Genomic DNA, 14434 nt, shown 5'->3' on the forward strand with positions numbered 1-14434 from the left:
TCATACTAAAGAAGAATGAATTGTTTTCTTACGTATGAATTTGGTTTTTCATGGAAAGATATGTTAGTATGTATACAGTTTGAGTGCTCTATTTTTAGAGTCGAACAGGAGGAGAATGAATATGTCTGATATTGAAGTTGGCGAAGTGTTTGCTCTTAGTGATGAGAATAACGAAGAGCAAGAAGTAGAAGTACTTGGAGCGATGGATGTCGAAGGTGCAGAATATATTGCAGTTGCCTTTGTTGAAGATATCCAAACAGAAACTGAGGAAGACATTGATATTTTCTTTTTAAAAGTAGAAGAAGATAATGAGTTTTCATACATTGAAAATGATGAAGAGTTTGATAAAGTATCTGCTGCGTTTGAAAAGATTTTGGATGAGCAAGAGCAAGAATAGTATGAATGAAAAACACGAGGGCGGATGCATATCCGCCCTCTTTTTATTACTCATCCAGAGACTCACGCAGTAATTGCAGTACATCTTTCATCGCAAAAGGTCCATCTTTTTTAACATGCTCCGCAAATTCTGAAACGAGACGTAATGTTCTCACACTTTCGATTGGATGTTCTCCTGATGCACTTTCAGCTGAAAGCATAACTGCATTCGTCCCGTCCAGTACAGCTTGAAACACATCAGTCACCTCTGCTCTTGTTGGAATAGAATGATCTACCATAGATTGAAGCATTTGTGTTGCTGTAATGACATATGTATTCGTTCGATTACATTCCTGAATCATCATTTTCTGTAAAAGCGGAATGCATTGATACGGTAACTCTACTCCTAAATCGCCCCTTGCAATCATAATTCCATCTGCTTCTTTACATATATCTTGAAAATTCTCGATTGCTTCCATCGTTTCTATTTTTGCAATTAAATTAGGTGACGTTTCTTTATACTGTTGTATAAAATCTCGTATTTCTTTTATATGACTAGGTTTTCTTACGAAAGAACATGCGATAAAATCAACATTCTCCTCTAAAAGAAACTGAATATCTTTTTTATCTTTCTCTGTAATAGCTGGTAAACGAACAGCCGCATCTGGTAAATTAACTCCTTTATGAGATGAGATATTGCCACCTGTTTTTACCTTCGTTTCTATTTTGTCCGTACTTATCTTTTCAACAATTAATTCAACTTCTCCATCATTAATTAAAATTCTACTGCCTACTTTCACATCATTCGCAATTCCTTCATAATCAACACTCGCTTCTGTATTACTCCCTGTAACTGGTTGTGTATGTAAAATAAAAGAATCTCCTGCCTGAAGTTTAATTTGCCCTCCTTTCACTTCACCTAATCTTATTTTAGGTCCTTGTACATCACCCAAAAATTTAATAGAGTCATCTAATGATTTCACTAAACGAATGATGTCTTTATGACTTTCATGCGTGCCATGCGATAAATTCAGTCGAACAATTTTCATACCATTCTTTATTAACTGCGCTAATGTTTCTTTATTATTACTTGCGGGTCCAATTGTACAAATTCGATCGATTGTCATTTTTGTCACCATCCTTTTTTTAATAAGTTTCCCATATGAACTTAAAAATAACAGAGATTCTGACATGAATAGATTTAAATTTACATGAATTTCATAAAATTAAACCTGTATCCCTTGCTGGCTAAGCATTAGAAGATATATTCGCTTTTTTGCAAATGAAGACATGTTGAATCGAAAGTAAAAGAAAAGTTAAGTATGGGATAAACCATTGAGAGTTTCGAAATTTTCATATATTGTATGAATTGAGTTCGAACTCAAAAATTTAAAAAGGTGGGAAAATTAGTGAATATGAAAAAATCTTTATCGGTGACAACTTTAGGGTTAGCGGTTTTAGGTTTTGGTTTTACTAATAACGCAAGTGCTTCAGAGGTCGATACTGTAGACAGGCAGCCCGTTTTAGTTGACTTTGATACAATTCAATCAACAAAAACATCTAGTGTTCCTAGTTTGACTGTTGCAGCTGCACCTAAGAATGACTCTAACATTAGCGTATATACTCCCTTTTTTGGTAACCCATATGCAGTTGCGAAATCGAAATCAACTACGACCGAAGACTATGTTTATGCAAAAGCAAGAACTTTCAATGGCGATGGCTCATTAGTAAATACGAAAAGTAATAGTGCAAAAAAATCATCCTTTGTAAGTGCTACAGCGACCAACACAAGCATTTATTATGGAGATGATTACGCTATCGGTAATCATACCTATAAATTAAGTGGTTATAATGATGTGAATCACGAAACAAAAGCCTTCTGGTAAGAAAGAGAAAAAAGATATGCATCTTGCATATCTTTTTTCTCTAATACTTTACATATATTGAGGTGCTATTTATGAAACAAATATATATTATTATCGGTGTTTTACTCATTTCATTACTTACAATTTATATTTTGTTCAATACTTCAATCATACAACCTCATCCACCTTCTAAAGAAAATAAGAGAGAGCAACAAACCAATACTATTTCTTACGGATTGAAGGATAATCAAGGCCAACATATTAACAACGGTAGTACAATTACTAGTGAGGATAATAAAATTAATGTATCATTATCATTCGTACATACTATTAACGAAAACCGAAAATATGGATTAATTGTTCTAGAAGATTACGAACAAAAACCTTTTAAAATAGAAGATACTACTAATGAAATATCACACTATTTTTTTGATATGAAGCCAAACAGTTCAATGACTACGAAAATCTCTTTACACACTTCTCCTAATGCAAGTGAATTAACCTTTTTAATAATTAAAAAACCTGAATACAAATTAAAAGATAATAACTTAAATAAAGCAGCTATTTTAGAAGACATTCTAAGTATGCGATACTCAATGCATCCTCCTCAGAAAGAAAGCGAAAAAATAAAACTCTCCCTTATAGATCCAGATGCTATTTTAAAAGATGGTCTTTACGAACCATTATTTGTTACGAACCGTGAAGAGAACTTACAAACTGTCTTCTTTGAAAAGGAAGGCAAGCAATTAACCCTATCAAACGGTAATGAAACGAATGATGAAATGACTTACGCAATCGTGGCTTTTAAAGATTGGAAACAAGTTGAAATATTTAACAATAGAAAAGTCGTTTATACTAAAGTTGCACCTGAAACGAGGCAAATCTTTAATTTCATATTGCCTTCAGTGGATCAGGAAAGTAATTTTCAACTCGTCGCTTTTCCATTTCCTTTTAAAGTTAGCGAAGAAGATTATGTCAGTCAACAAGCATTCAGTTCTTTTCGCATCGTAATTGAAAATGAAAATAAATAAGTTATACTATGCACAGTATAACAACCAAAAAAGCCTACTGACACGAGTAGGCTTTTGAAACTACGAAAGTTTCGTCAATAACTGATTTAAATCTTTTTTCGTTTTCGTCGTTAAAGATTTCATTTTATTAATATCGATTTTTTCTTTCTCCGCTCCTACAATTAACGGATACATACTTTGACCGATTGTTTTAGAATCCGTCGGATGTGATGCCTCTAGCTCTTTTTCAATCACATCCCACTTTTCATTAATTTGTTTGCCAAGCTTATTCACTGTTTCCAATTTCGGATTAGCAGCTAACTGCTTGTCCAAGCTATCAATTAATGCTACAACTTCTTTAACATTCGTTTTCACAGCAACACTTTTCTTCGGATCTTTCGTTGTCTTTCCGTTATTGTTTGTGCTTGTACTTGTACTTGTACTTGTGCTTTGATCTGTTGTTTTCCCGCTAGTCGTTTGATCATTCGTTTTTCCTGTCGTCTCTTTTTCTTTTGTTTTTACATTTTCGTTTTGAGTTGACGTTTTGCCGTTACTTTCTGTCCCTGATGATTCTTTCGTATTTTTTGCATCCTTATCTGTTTTTTCATTTGAAGAAGTATTTGTTTCTTTTTCAGTATCTTTCGTTGTTTTTGACGCTTCATCTGCACTTGTCGTTTTTGCTTCTCCATCATTTTGCGCAGTTACTTGCTCTTTCTTTTCCGTTTCTTTATCTGCTGAAGGACTACAAGCTGCCATAGTAAGCATTGTACCAATTGTTATCGATGCGATAGCGACCTTTTTCATTTTCATATAAATCCCCCTATGTTTTACATAATTTATCCTCCCCTTTACGATTCGATTCCCCCTTAAAAAATCCCTTTTCATACGAATTATCATCTTTCCGACAGTAATCTTCATAATAATACGTACAAAAACTGATAAACTCATTTTAATATTCGAGTTTCTTCTACTTCATTTTTCTACTTGCAAGTAAAAGAAAAAGAGTATATTGTCACATTAAGAATTACTATCTTCATATGACGATATACTCTTCTATCAAATTTTTATCTTTCTTGACATTTTATTTATACAAAAAAATAAAATTTTCTTTCGTTTTTTGTTTCTCAACATTTGTTAACATAATATTTTTATGAATAACCACCATTCGAGTGAATGACTTGCCCAGTAACCCATTTCGCTTCTTCACTTACTAAGAAAGAAATTAAGCGCGCAGCATCCACCGGTTCTCCTACTTTACCTTGCGGGAACTTCCATACTAAATGATGCTTCAGCTCCTCTGTAATCCATCCTGTATTCGTCGGTCCTGGATCTACAGCATTCACTGTAATCCCCTTCTCCATCGCAACTGGTGCTACTGACTTTGTAAATGCTTCAATTGCCCCTTTCGTTGCTGCATATGCTAGTTCATCTGGCATTGGACCTACTGACTGTCCTGAAGTAAGATTAATAATACTCCCGCCCGTTTTAAGTGAATAATGTTTTATAAACAATGAACTTAATAGCATAGTAGCCCGAATATTAACTGTATAATGTTTATCCAACTGCTCTACATCTAATTCCTCAATTCTCGTATGAGTAGAATATACTGCATTATTAACTAGAATAGATGGATCACCTAACCGTTCTGATACCATATAAAACAAACGATTTGGCGAATAAGACTGCGATAAATTGATTTCTGCCATTTCACATCGAACATCGTAACTTTCAATTTCCTTTTTCAGCAAAAAAGGTTCTTGATCACTCATTCCCCATGGCATCGCTTTATCATACTTTGGCCAGTACGTGAAAAAAATGTCTATCCCCTTTTGAGCAAGCACCTTGCATACAGCTGCACCAATTCCATTCAGACGAGTTGCCCCTGTTACAATTGCTATTTTCTTCACCTTTTTCTCCTCCATCTATACACAGATCCCCTGCATGAATACAGAGGATCTATCTTCTTATTGAATATTTGACAGTATACGTTCAGCACCTAATTTTAACATTTTAATAAAGATATAATTTACAATCGTAAACATTACAAATAAAACGATAAACATAACCCACAGTCCGACATGAAGGAAGAAGTATAATACACTTACTCCCCCCACAATAATTAAAGCTATTAAAATATTAGCTAAAAAATTCCACAAAGTTGTATATCGACTTTTAAATAATTTCTGCTCTGTATCCCAATGAATATCTGCAGTTTGCGCGTCCCAGCGTGTTCCGATTAAATTAATTAATAACAACCCGTTCGCACTTAGTAAAAACCACAGTATCATAAAGACTGGAGAAATCCCAGCTACAACTGCCATCGTAATACCGAATACTGCTAAAATGATCACATTAATTAACCAAGCAGTGATTGCTTTCGCAAAAAAGATATCCGAAGCCTTTACTGGTAAATAACGATTCACAAACCAAGAGCTTCCATCTCGCGAAAATGACGTTGTTGCAATGACGTTACTACCCATTAAAAATAACGATGCACAAAGGCCAACACCAATTGCAAATCCTGTTGTCTTTGGATTGTTAATATACTCTGTAATAAACTTTAAATTTCCATCTTGCACAAATAAAATAAAGAACAACATAATTGGCATAACGAAAGTTTGTACAATGCAATTTAAGAAAAATTGTGGTGTACGGAATAACGTTTTAAATTCTTTTTTCACATACGCTTTTAAATGCGAACTTTGTACTGTTGATTTCTGTAAACCTTCCGCCGAAATAACTTGTTTCTTTGCTGTACTCGTTGAAAGTCCAATAACCCCTTTTAAATATGTACGCTCTGCTATGTAATAAAACAACACAAAGAAGACAAATGAAATAACTGCAAAGATTATTACATATAAAGGTCCCTTCCAATTTGCATTTTCTACTAATGCCACTGCTCCAAAATATGTAGTTGGAAAATAATTTGTCATTTGTACTAAAAGAGAAGATTGATTATTTACAAGGTATTCCGCAGCCCCATCTCCAGAAAACGCACTTTTATTTCTCCACTGCATAAATACGTTAATTCCTACAATAAATAATATACTTACGATTCCAATAAATATATTTCCTCGATCTTTATTTTTCGCTATATTTGTATACCTCATAATAATTGTCATCAGTAACGAAGCTAATACTAACGGCACGATTGGGAAGAGTAAGTAAATAAAAATCATATATATGTAATATGTAATAAATGCGCCACTTTTTAAACCGTACGTAATGAAGATTGGTAATAAAATAAATGAACTCATTACGTATTGTGTAATTAATACCGTTAAAAATTTTGCCGAAATAATTTGCGCTGGTTTTAATGGTAACGGCAGTAACATTTCAATATCATTGCTGTAGTAAAATACAGTTAAAATGTTCGTTATACTCATTAAAAATACCCATATACTCGCAATCGCAAGTCCCATTGCAATAATCATTCCCGGCCCTTGCCCTAATTGTTTCAGACCTTCATACATTCCGTGCGTCATCGAACCAAATATTAAAAATCCAACAAATAAAATAGCTGCAAATGAAAATAAATACGCCCATCGCTTCTTCTTATCTGCTATAAAATCTGCGTAATTTAACTTTAATAGTACCTTCGTTAACGTCCAAATTTTACTCATTGCCCGTCATCTCCAAGAACATTTTTTCAAGTGATTCATTGGATTTAAAATGATCTCTCATTTCATCTAAATTTCCTTTAAACTGCAAATTCCCCTTATTAATAATAGCAACCCGGTCACATATTTTTTCCGCTACTTCTAATACGTGTGTAGAGAAAAATACAATCTTTCCTTTATCCGCATGTTCTCTCATCATTTCTTTTAAAATATATGCAGATTTCGGATCAAGCCCTGTTAACGGTTCATCTAAAATCCATACATCTGGTTCATGCACGAGCACACCAATAATAACGATTTTTTGTCTCATACCGTGCGAATAACTTTGAATTTGATCAGATAATGCATTATAAAGATCAAACTTCTTCGCTAAAGACTCTATTCGTTCTTGTCTTACTTCTTTCGGCACTTCATACATATCAGCCATAAAGTTTAAATATTCAATTCCTTTTAAACGTAAAAACATATCTGGGCTATCCGGCACATAACCAAACGTCTTCTTTGCTTCCATCGGCTCTTCCATAATATTTTTTCCGTTAATCGTAATAGTCCCTTTGTCCACCCCGTGAATGCCAGTAATCATCTTAATTGTCGTGGATTTACCCGCACCATTCGGTCCTAAAAATCCAAAGATTTCGCCGCTAGGTACAGATAAACTTAAATCTTTTACTGCATAGGTAGACCCATTATAACTTTTTGACACATTCGTAATTTCAATCATTCCATCCAATCCTTTCCTTAATTACCAAATAACTATATTGATATTATAGCATACTTCTATTTTAAGATTTTTACATTTTTCAGTTTATTTAACCTTTAAAATAAATATATACCCCTAATCCAACAACTAAAACGACAGCTAGTATAATATAAATCATTGTTAATCGTTTAATATTCCCCTTTGTCGCTTTGCTATAATTTGCATCACCATTCCGCCCAATTAACACCGTCGCAATGACAGTAATCACTACAAGTAATACAACGATCATGATCCAAGTTAGCATTTCTTCCTCCCCCTCCTTACAACCATTTTACAATATTATCCTCTTTATTTCGCAGCATATTTCCTCTTTTTACTATTATTATGAAGCAAACTGGAAAACTATTATTACCATTCCTATCCAATTGTGATATATTTGTAACATAACGTGACTTATTTCTAACAACGTAAGGAGGACCTATCATGAAAACAACTTGGATAAAATATTTAGGATTTCTCGGTTTCTTCGGTTTCCTCGGATTTTTTTATGAAAAAGGATTGTTTACTATGTTCTGTTTCTTCTCCTTTTTCACATCGTATAGAACAGTTCAACACGATGAACTGTTTGAACAAATTGTCAATAAATCGTGTCGCAATGCATTTATCGTTACATTACTAACTACCGCTATCATTATATTTATTGAAATGTTATTTCCAAACCCGGCGCTACAAGAAATTGATATCGCTCTTATTTTCGGCACACTCATTCTTACGTTCGGTTTTTCTATGTTCTTTTATGATAAACCTGTTGATGAAATGGAAGATGCACCATGGCGTTCGTAACGAAGATAAAAGAATACCGCGCAAAATTGAACATGACACAAGAAGATTTAGCGAAGCAAGTTGGTGTACGGCGTGAAACAATTAGCCACCTTGAAAAAGGTAAGTATAATCCTTCATTGCAACTCGCTCACGATATAGCGAAGGCACTTCATAGTACGATTGATGAGATTTTTATTTTTGAGGATAAATAAAAAATACCGTCATTCTTTCCAAGAAGAATGACGGTATTTCTCATAGATTATCCATATAAAACCGCATGAAATACGCCTAATAGTAAGTATTGATCCTCCATGTAATCTCCATCATATGCATTCATCTCGATGTAATACATATCTTCCTCAAGACGAATGTTCCAATCTGCGATTAAATAGCCTTTTCGTAATAATTTTCCCATTCCAAATGAAGTTTTATGAACAACATATTCTTCTGCCTTATATGTAAAGGTAAATATAAAATTTGCATCCAATAACTTTCCGTCACATACAAGTATTTCATGCTCTGCATCATTATTATCGATGTACGTTACTAAAATCTTTCTTTGGCGCTGCCTACTTACATCCTTTGCAATGACGCGAATATTGCCCTTACTATCCTTTATTTCATAAATGATATTACTACCAATTTTCGGAATGAAGTCCAGCACCCTCATCAACGTATTTTTATAATAACCCCGTACTACGCCTACTTGCTCACTTCCATTATAAAACTCTATCGGCGTCGTATCTGCTTTGCTATCACACGGTCGTTTGTAAGAGAGCTGCATCATTCGCTCTCCTCTTAAGTACTGATCAAACGTCACAGGATATTCTATCATGCGCAGTTCTTTATTTAGCTCATACAAATAGTGTTGAACACTCTCTATTAATGTTGTAGTAGATATAAGCTCTTGAAGTTCAAATTCTTGCCAGCTGGAAGAAACATTCCATTGATTATGATCCTCTTCATAGAAGAAACCAAGAATTACCTCTTCACGGTCAGCCGTTTCATATTTCATAGGTACGTTCTGCCCGTGTTGAACTTGTTCCATCCACTGACCTAAATAAATGCCCAGCTCCGCAACCTTCATACATGATTTTTGAAAAAATACGCTGTCACTCGCGCAAATCGTTACATCTCCTTCGATAAAGCCCTTTGAATAAGCATCATACCGTGGCTCATCCTTCTGCGGGAGATTCTTGTCTAACTCAAATAAAAACTTTAACATTCTTTATTCACCTCTAGTTGTTACACTAATCATACATGACATCGCATCACGCTAGGAAACTATTTATATACGCATATTTAATTCACGCATTATAACACGTGAATGACCTTGTATAGTAGCTCTATTTTTTTATTCTATATCTTAGTATATGAATTTATATGAGCGATTTTTCAAATATATCTATCGCAACTTACAATATATCAACGATTTTTCAAATATATCTATCACAACTTACAATATATCAACGATTTTTTCAATATATCTATCACAACTTACAATATATCAACGATTTTTTCAATATATCGATTTTTCGACAAATATCAGCATGATTAAAATGAAGCTACCTTTTCTTCCGCCACTTCTACAATTTCTAAAATTTGTAGAAGACTCTCCACTTCATAAGTCGGGTTAACATCTGTCCCGTTTTCTTTCAAACTCGGATTATACCAACACGTATCAATGCCGTAATCTTCTCCGCCTTTCATATCAGAAGTTAACGAATCTCCAACCATTAGTACGCTTGATTTATCAGTAATCCCAAACTTCTCAAACGCATAATCAAAAATCTCACGTGCTGGTTTTTGATGACCAACTTCTTCAGAAATAATAATGTGATCAAAGAAATTACATAAAGGCGAATTTCCGATTCTTGATTGTTGCACCTTCGTATATCCATTCGTAATAATACCTAACTTGCAATCTTGTAGATTTTCACATAATTGTACTGCGCCTTCTATAAGATGTACTTCCTTCCCTAAATTTTCAAGGTATACATCACTAAATTGCTGCGCATCTACGTCTATATTATGAATTGCAAATAATTGTCTAAATCGCTCTACGGCTAATTCACTTAGCGTAATCATTTTATTTTCTAAATCTCTCCATAATCCATTACTAATCTCTTTATAACTTGCAAGATAATCATTATACCCTGTAGACATACCAAACTGTACAAACGCATTATGTAATGCGTGTCTTTCCGTTTTTGGGAAATCTAATAATGTATCATCTACGTCGAATAATATAACTTTGTATTTCATGATGTTTTTCTCAACTCCTATATTCTCATAGCTTAATTATAACAACAATAAGAAAGGGAGGCTAATTAAAACCAGCCTCCCTTCTTTTTACTTTTCTTCCAGCAGTAACTCTTTCATTTCCTCTAACGACTCTTTCGTAAAGCCAAGAGCCCTTTCAGCGTATGCTTCAACTGATCCGTATTGCTTTTGAATTTCACCAATCGCAGCTTGTAAATATTCGGCGCGCGCTTCAAACATTGCACCTAATATCGCTCTGCTCTCATCGTTTTGTAATTTCGCACCTAAAAAGGCCATCATTTTTTCATTTAACTTTTCACGGAATCCGTTACTTAATAAGTAATCTTCCATTACCGTTTTTTCCGGTACGCCTAGTAAAAGTAATAATAATGCTGAACCAAATCCAGTACGATCTTTTCCAGCTGTACAGTGGTTTACTAACGGTAAGTTTTCCGGGTTTTGCGCTAAGTTTAAGAAGCTCACGAATGCCTCGTTGCCACTTACGAAATCTTGATTCATTTTCACAAGATACTCACCTGGTTTTCCTAACATAGAAAGGTCACCAACTTGGAAAAACTCATTTATATTTAAGTCTTTCGCTAAGTCTTGCATAACTGGTAAGCACACTTGACGAGCACCTGTAATTTCTGGATTCGGCTTATGCTTCACTTCAAAGTCTGTACGGTAATCACAAATTAACTTTAAGCCAGACTTTTGTAAATACGCAATATCCCATTCTGTTAGTCCTGCTAATTCTTCAGAACGGTATAATTTGCCCCATTTCACTTTACGGCCTTCAGTCGTTTCATATCCACCCATATCACGGAAGTTAAACGCACCTTGTAATGGCAATCTACGCTCAGCTACTGTCACTGCTTGTCCATTACTTCCTACTAGTCTAAAATATGGACGTTCATTTTCACTCGGGTTTTCAATTGTATATGATAATTCTCCATTTACAGTTGCAAGTAGTTCTCCATTTTCTTCAATACGATCTGGTGAAGTACTCCAATAAATACGAACTTCTTCTATATTATTTTCCCATTTTATTTGTAACGTATTATCTTCATTTCTCTCTACAGTTGCTTGTAGCCAATTTCTTTGCTGCTCCATTCTTTCACCAACGCTTTCTCTTATAGTCAAATCTTACTCTATTTTATTATACAAATATCTACTTTGTCGTTCTCATTTTTCTTTTTATCTTACAAACAGGCGAAAAGTTCTTTTACTTGTTCAAAATTTGTACACGGGTTCCCACTAGATGTGTCCCAGGGTATATCTTAAAACTCCCTCACATACCGCTCAGTACAACTCAGCAACTGACATCCGTTCTTTTCAAAAACATCCTTCATCCACTCATTTTGTATATTTGTCTCACCAATATAATAAGATGCACCTATTTCCTTTAAGACAAACATCGCACCTGCAAATAGTGCAGCTTCATATCCCTTGTTACGTATATTTGGAGTAACTGCGAAGTACATAAGTTTCCCTTCTTCTAACGTACCTCTTTCAATATGCGGGATTACAATTCCTATCGGCTCTTCATCGACACTCGCTGTTAAGCAATGTTCTTTCCATTGCTCACCAATTTCTTGTAGCATCATATGCACAAATTGATCATGAGCGACTGGTTCTCCCGTCGCTTCATTCCACAGTGAATAAAAAGCCTCTTCCCCTACTTCTTCAATAAGCTTAAAATCAATTTCACTTTCTGCATCTTCTACTTCATATATATCTTTAAATACAATCATGTTTTCCGTAACATATTCAAATGAATACGTTTCAAAACATTTTTTATACACATCATAATTTGGACTTTTTGAAGAGATTTCAAAATGTAGTTTTTCTAATCCACCTTTTTTAGCTTCGGCAACGCAATACTGCATCATTTCCTCTAATTGCTCTTCTGTAAAAATCTCTGCATTATTTTCTTTTATCATAATAGAAGAAGCACTTCTTCTTATTTTAAAATGTTTTTCTAACTGTTCTATCGTCGTCATATTCTTCCCTCATCTATATCATACTCGAATTTCTAATCGTTCTCCTTGCATGAGCAGGATTGTCCTTGAATATATAGAATACTAGAAAAGATCCCATCTTTAAAGTGCGGAGGAGGTTCTCCAGTGGATATTACAGCATTGCAACAACAGTTAGAGCTTATACAACAAAATGACTATACGCAACTGCAACATATAGACGTAAATGAGTTAACTTTGAACATGCTTCAGTATATCGGAACGACTGATAGCTACGTTCGTTACCAACTTATATATAAATGTTTTGCGCATTTCATTCATCATGAATTCCTTATGGACGATCAGCTGAAATTACTTCTGCAAACTTGTTTAAGTGATGAGTATTTATATTGTGACATTTACTCCCCACATACAGATGGGGTTTTCACACGTTCTTACACTGTTTCGTTAATTGCGTTAATACTCCAATTCGCTAATTCGCACTACTTTTGTACAGAGGAGGATATCAAAGAAATAAAAAATAAACTCATTACTTACACAAACTTAGAAACAGATTTTCGGGGCTATATCGAAAATAAAGGATGGGCTCATTGTCTTGCTCACGTATCTGATGCCTTTACTGAAATTGTTCATAATACGTATACCACTTTTGAATGGTACGAAGAATTAATTCATTGTTTATTAAATAAAATCTTTATTCCATCTGACCTTTTTCATAATAACGAAGATGAGCGCATCGTTACTCCATTACTAGCAATGCTGTATCATGATTTCCCTCAAAACGAGTTAATTTCTATTATTCAAAAAAAAATAAAAAGGCTTCCTCAAATTAGAAAACGCCTTTCGCTTACTGAGTATTGTATTTTATGTGCCAATATTAAAACCTTTTTACGCACATTATTTTTCAGAACGAAAGATGACCATAACTTAGCCTTTACAGCACGTAAAACAGAAAGAATGTTAAAAGAACTTCCTAACTATTATTAAATACAAGGAGCAATGACATGGGTTATATTGAAGATATGAGAAATCTAGTAGGAAATCATCCACTTATTTTAATAGGATCACACGCCATTATATTAAATGAAAAAGATGAAGTATTGCTGCAGCTCCGTACAGATTTTAAACGCTGGGGCATTATTGGCGGTGCCCTAGAATATAACGAAACGTTAGAAGATGCTTTAAAACGAGAAGTGTTTGAAGAAACTGGACTTATTATTAAAGAGCCAGAATTATTCCGTACATACTCAGGACCAGACTTCTTTCAAATCTATCCAAATGGTGATCAAGTACATGGTGTACTCGTTGTTTATATTTGCCGAGAATTCCACGGTGAGCTTGTATGCGATCAAAGGGAATCGAAAGAATTACGCTTCTTTCCGCTTGATGAGTTACCTAGTAATCTTCATCCAGTCATTGAGAAGATTCTTCGCGATTTTCATCAATCCAATAAAAAATAGAAATCAAACAACCTCATTTCCCGTCATTACAACGTGAAATGAGGTTGTTATCGTTCACCGTAAATCCCTATTTCCCCAAAATGATATTAACGCTCTCTTTTTACAACTTTATATCCCTTTATAAAAAGGATAGTTATATAAGAAACAATAAATGAAAGAATAGTATACATGCCCACCCAAAAGAAAAATGCTGGATCGTGCACTGTAACATTTAACATAAGAAAAATAAGAAATGTTACTATTGGCATCACATAAAATCTACCTACTTTATATGCTCCAGCTATTGAAACAATACAAACAAGCAATGGATATATACAGAAAATAAAAATGATTTCACTCAA

18 protein-coding genes are annotated in these 14434 nt (G+C 34.2%); 7 read left to right on the plus strand and 11 right to left on the minus strand.

Annotated elements, in window-relative coordinates; genetic code table 11:
* Nucleotides 1-115: 115 nt before the first annotated feature.
* Nucleotides 116-397, plus strand: a complete 282-nt coding sequence (locus ATL10_RS14300; protein ID WP_142669960.1) for a DUF1292 domain-containing protein — start codon at nucleotides 116-118, stop codon at nucleotides 395-397.
* A gap of 46 nt (nucleotides 398-443) precedes the next feature.
* On the opposite strand, the gene ATL10_RS14305 is transcribed toward ATL10_RS14300, so the two are convergent.
* Nucleotides 444-1502 carry a pyruvate kinase gene (locus tag ATL10_RS14305; protein ID WP_142669961.1) on the minus strand — a complete coding sequence of 353 codons (1059 nt, stop codon included), beginning with the start codon at nucleotides 1500-1502 and terminating at the stop codon, nucleotides 444-446.
* Between the two features lie 282 nt (nucleotides 1503-1784).
* Here ATL10_RS14305 and ATL10_RS14310 point away from each other — a divergent pair, with 282 nt between their 5' ends.
* Together ATL10_RS14310 and ATL10_RS14315 are read left to right on the plus strand one after the other, a co-directional pair.
* Nucleotides 1785-2261 (plus strand): hypothetical protein, encoded by a 477-nt coding sequence (locus tag ATL10_RS14310; RefSeq protein ID WP_001056360.1) that lies wholly within the window; start codon nucleotides 1785-1787, stop codon nucleotides 2259-2261.
* A 71-nt stretch (nucleotides 2262-2332) separates the two neighbouring features.
* Nucleotides 2333-3271, plus strand: a complete 939-nt coding sequence (locus ATL10_RS14315; protein ID WP_000810149.1) for a hypothetical protein — start codon at nucleotides 2333-2335, stop codon at nucleotides 3269-3271.
* A gap of 60 nt (nucleotides 3272-3331) precedes the next feature.
* Here ATL10_RS14315 and ATL10_RS14320 read toward each other — a convergent pair whose 3' ends face one another.
* From ATL10_RS14320 to ATL10_RS14340, 5 genes are all read right to left on the minus strand, one after another.
* The gene (locus tag ATL10_RS14320; protein ID WP_090977565.1) at nucleotides 3332-4060 is read right to left on the minus strand and encodes a hypothetical protein; all 729 of its coding nucleotides are present in this window, start codon (nucleotides 4058-4060) and stop codon (nucleotides 3332-3334) included.
* A 338-nt stretch (nucleotides 4061-4398) separates the two neighbouring features.
* Nucleotides 4399-5157, minus strand: a complete 759-nt coding sequence (locus ATL10_RS14325; protein WP_002094093.1) for an SDR family oxidoreductase — start codon at nucleotides 5155-5157, stop codon at nucleotides 4399-4401.
* 57 nt (nucleotides 5158-5214) lie between these two features.
* Nucleotides 5215-6873 (minus strand): putative ABC transporter permease subunit, encoded by a 1659-nt coding sequence (locus ATL10_RS14330; protein WP_000036853.1) that lies wholly within the window; start codon nucleotides 6871-6873, stop codon nucleotides 5215-5217.
* Nucleotides 6866-7591, minus strand: a complete 726-nt coding sequence (locus ATL10_RS14335) for an ABC transporter ATP-binding protein (RefSeq protein ID WP_000570204.1) — start codon at nucleotides 7589-7591, stop codon at nucleotides 6866-6868. Before ATL10_RS14335 ends, ATL10_RS14330 begins: the two co-directional genes overlap by 8 nt.
* Nucleotides 7592-7679: 88 nt before the next feature.
* Nucleotides 7680-7874 (minus strand): hypothetical protein, encoded by a 195-nt coding sequence (locus tag ATL10_RS14340; RefSeq protein WP_000958863.1) that lies wholly within the window; start codon nucleotides 7872-7874, stop codon nucleotides 7680-7682.
* Between the two features lie 179 nt (nucleotides 7875-8053).
* Between ATL10_RS14340 and ATL10_RS14345 the strand changes: the two genes are divergently transcribed.
* Both ATL10_RS14345 and ATL10_RS14350 read left to right on the plus strand, forming a co-directional pair.
* Complete coding sequence (locus ATL10_RS14345) at nucleotides 8054-8413, plus strand: DUF3796 domain-containing protein (RefSeq protein ID WP_000859208.1); 360 nt, start codon at nucleotides 8054-8056, stop codon at nucleotides 8411-8413.
* Complete coding sequence (locus tag ATL10_RS14350) at nucleotides 8401-8604, plus strand: helix-turn-helix transcriptional regulator (RefSeq protein WP_000896294.1); 204 nt, start codon at nucleotides 8401-8403, stop codon at nucleotides 8602-8604. The genes ATL10_RS14345 and ATL10_RS14350 overlap by 13 nt, the downstream gene beginning before the upstream one ends.
* A 47-nt stretch (nucleotides 8605-8651) precedes the next feature.
* Here the strand turns inward: ATL10_RS14350 and ATL10_RS14355 are convergent, their stop codons facing one another.
* The 4 genes from ATL10_RS14355 to ATL10_RS14375 all read right to left on the minus strand — a co-directional run bounded on the left by ATL10_RS14355 (nucleotide 8652) and on the right by ATL10_RS14375 (nucleotide 12657).
* A complete protein-coding gene (locus tag ATL10_RS14355; protein ID WP_072939108.1) occupies nucleotides 8652-9617 on the minus strand; it encodes a tubby C-terminal domain-like protein in 966 nt (321 codons plus the stop codon).
* A 329-nt stretch (nucleotides 9618-9946) separates the two neighbouring features.
* On the minus strand, nucleotides 9947-10657 hold the full coding sequence (locus tag ATL10_RS14365) for a YjjG family noncanonical pyrimidine nucleotidase (protein WP_090977561.1): 711 nt from the start codon (nucleotides 10655-10657) through the stop codon (nucleotides 9947-9949).
* Nucleotides 10658-10744: 87 nt separating this feature from the next.
* Nucleotides 10745-11767: a tyrosine-protein phosphatase gene (locus tag ATL10_RS14370; RefSeq protein ID WP_098015245.1), complete on the minus strand. Its 1023-nt coding sequence runs from the start codon at nucleotides 11765-11767 to the stop codon at nucleotides 10745-10747.
* A 167-nt stretch (nucleotides 11768-11934) separates the two neighbouring features.
* Nucleotides 11935-12657: a GNAT family N-acetyltransferase gene (locus ATL10_RS14375; protein ID WP_110497063.1), complete on the minus strand. Its 723-nt coding sequence runs from the start codon at nucleotides 12655-12657 to the stop codon at nucleotides 11935-11937.
* 123 nt (nucleotides 12658-12780) lie between these two features.
* On the opposite strand from ATL10_RS14375, the gene ATL10_RS14380 reads away from it, so the two are divergent.
* Complete coding sequence (locus ATL10_RS14380; protein ID WP_098015247.1) at nucleotides 12781-13620, plus strand: DUF2785 domain-containing protein; 840 nt, start codon at nucleotides 12781-12783, stop codon at nucleotides 13618-13620.
* A gap of 17 nt (nucleotides 13621-13637) precedes the next feature.
* Nucleotides 13638-14093, plus strand: a complete 456-nt coding sequence (locus ATL10_RS14385; protein ID WP_097924193.1) for an NUDIX hydrolase — start codon at nucleotides 13638-13640, stop codon at nucleotides 14091-14093.
* Nucleotides 14094-14179: 86 nt separating this feature from the next.
* Here the strand turns inward: ATL10_RS14385 and ATL10_RS14390 are convergent, their stop codons facing one another.
* Nucleotides 14180-14434 (minus strand): YbeF family protein, encoded by a 255-nt coding sequence (locus ATL10_RS14390; RefSeq protein WP_098015291.1) that lies wholly within the window; start codon nucleotides 14432-14434, stop codon nucleotides 14180-14182.

This window comes from Bacillus sp. 196mf (assembly GCF_003217275.1).
GTDB lineage: Bacteria > Bacillota > Bacilli > Bacillales > Bacillaceae_G > Bacillus_A > Bacillus_A thuringiensis_S.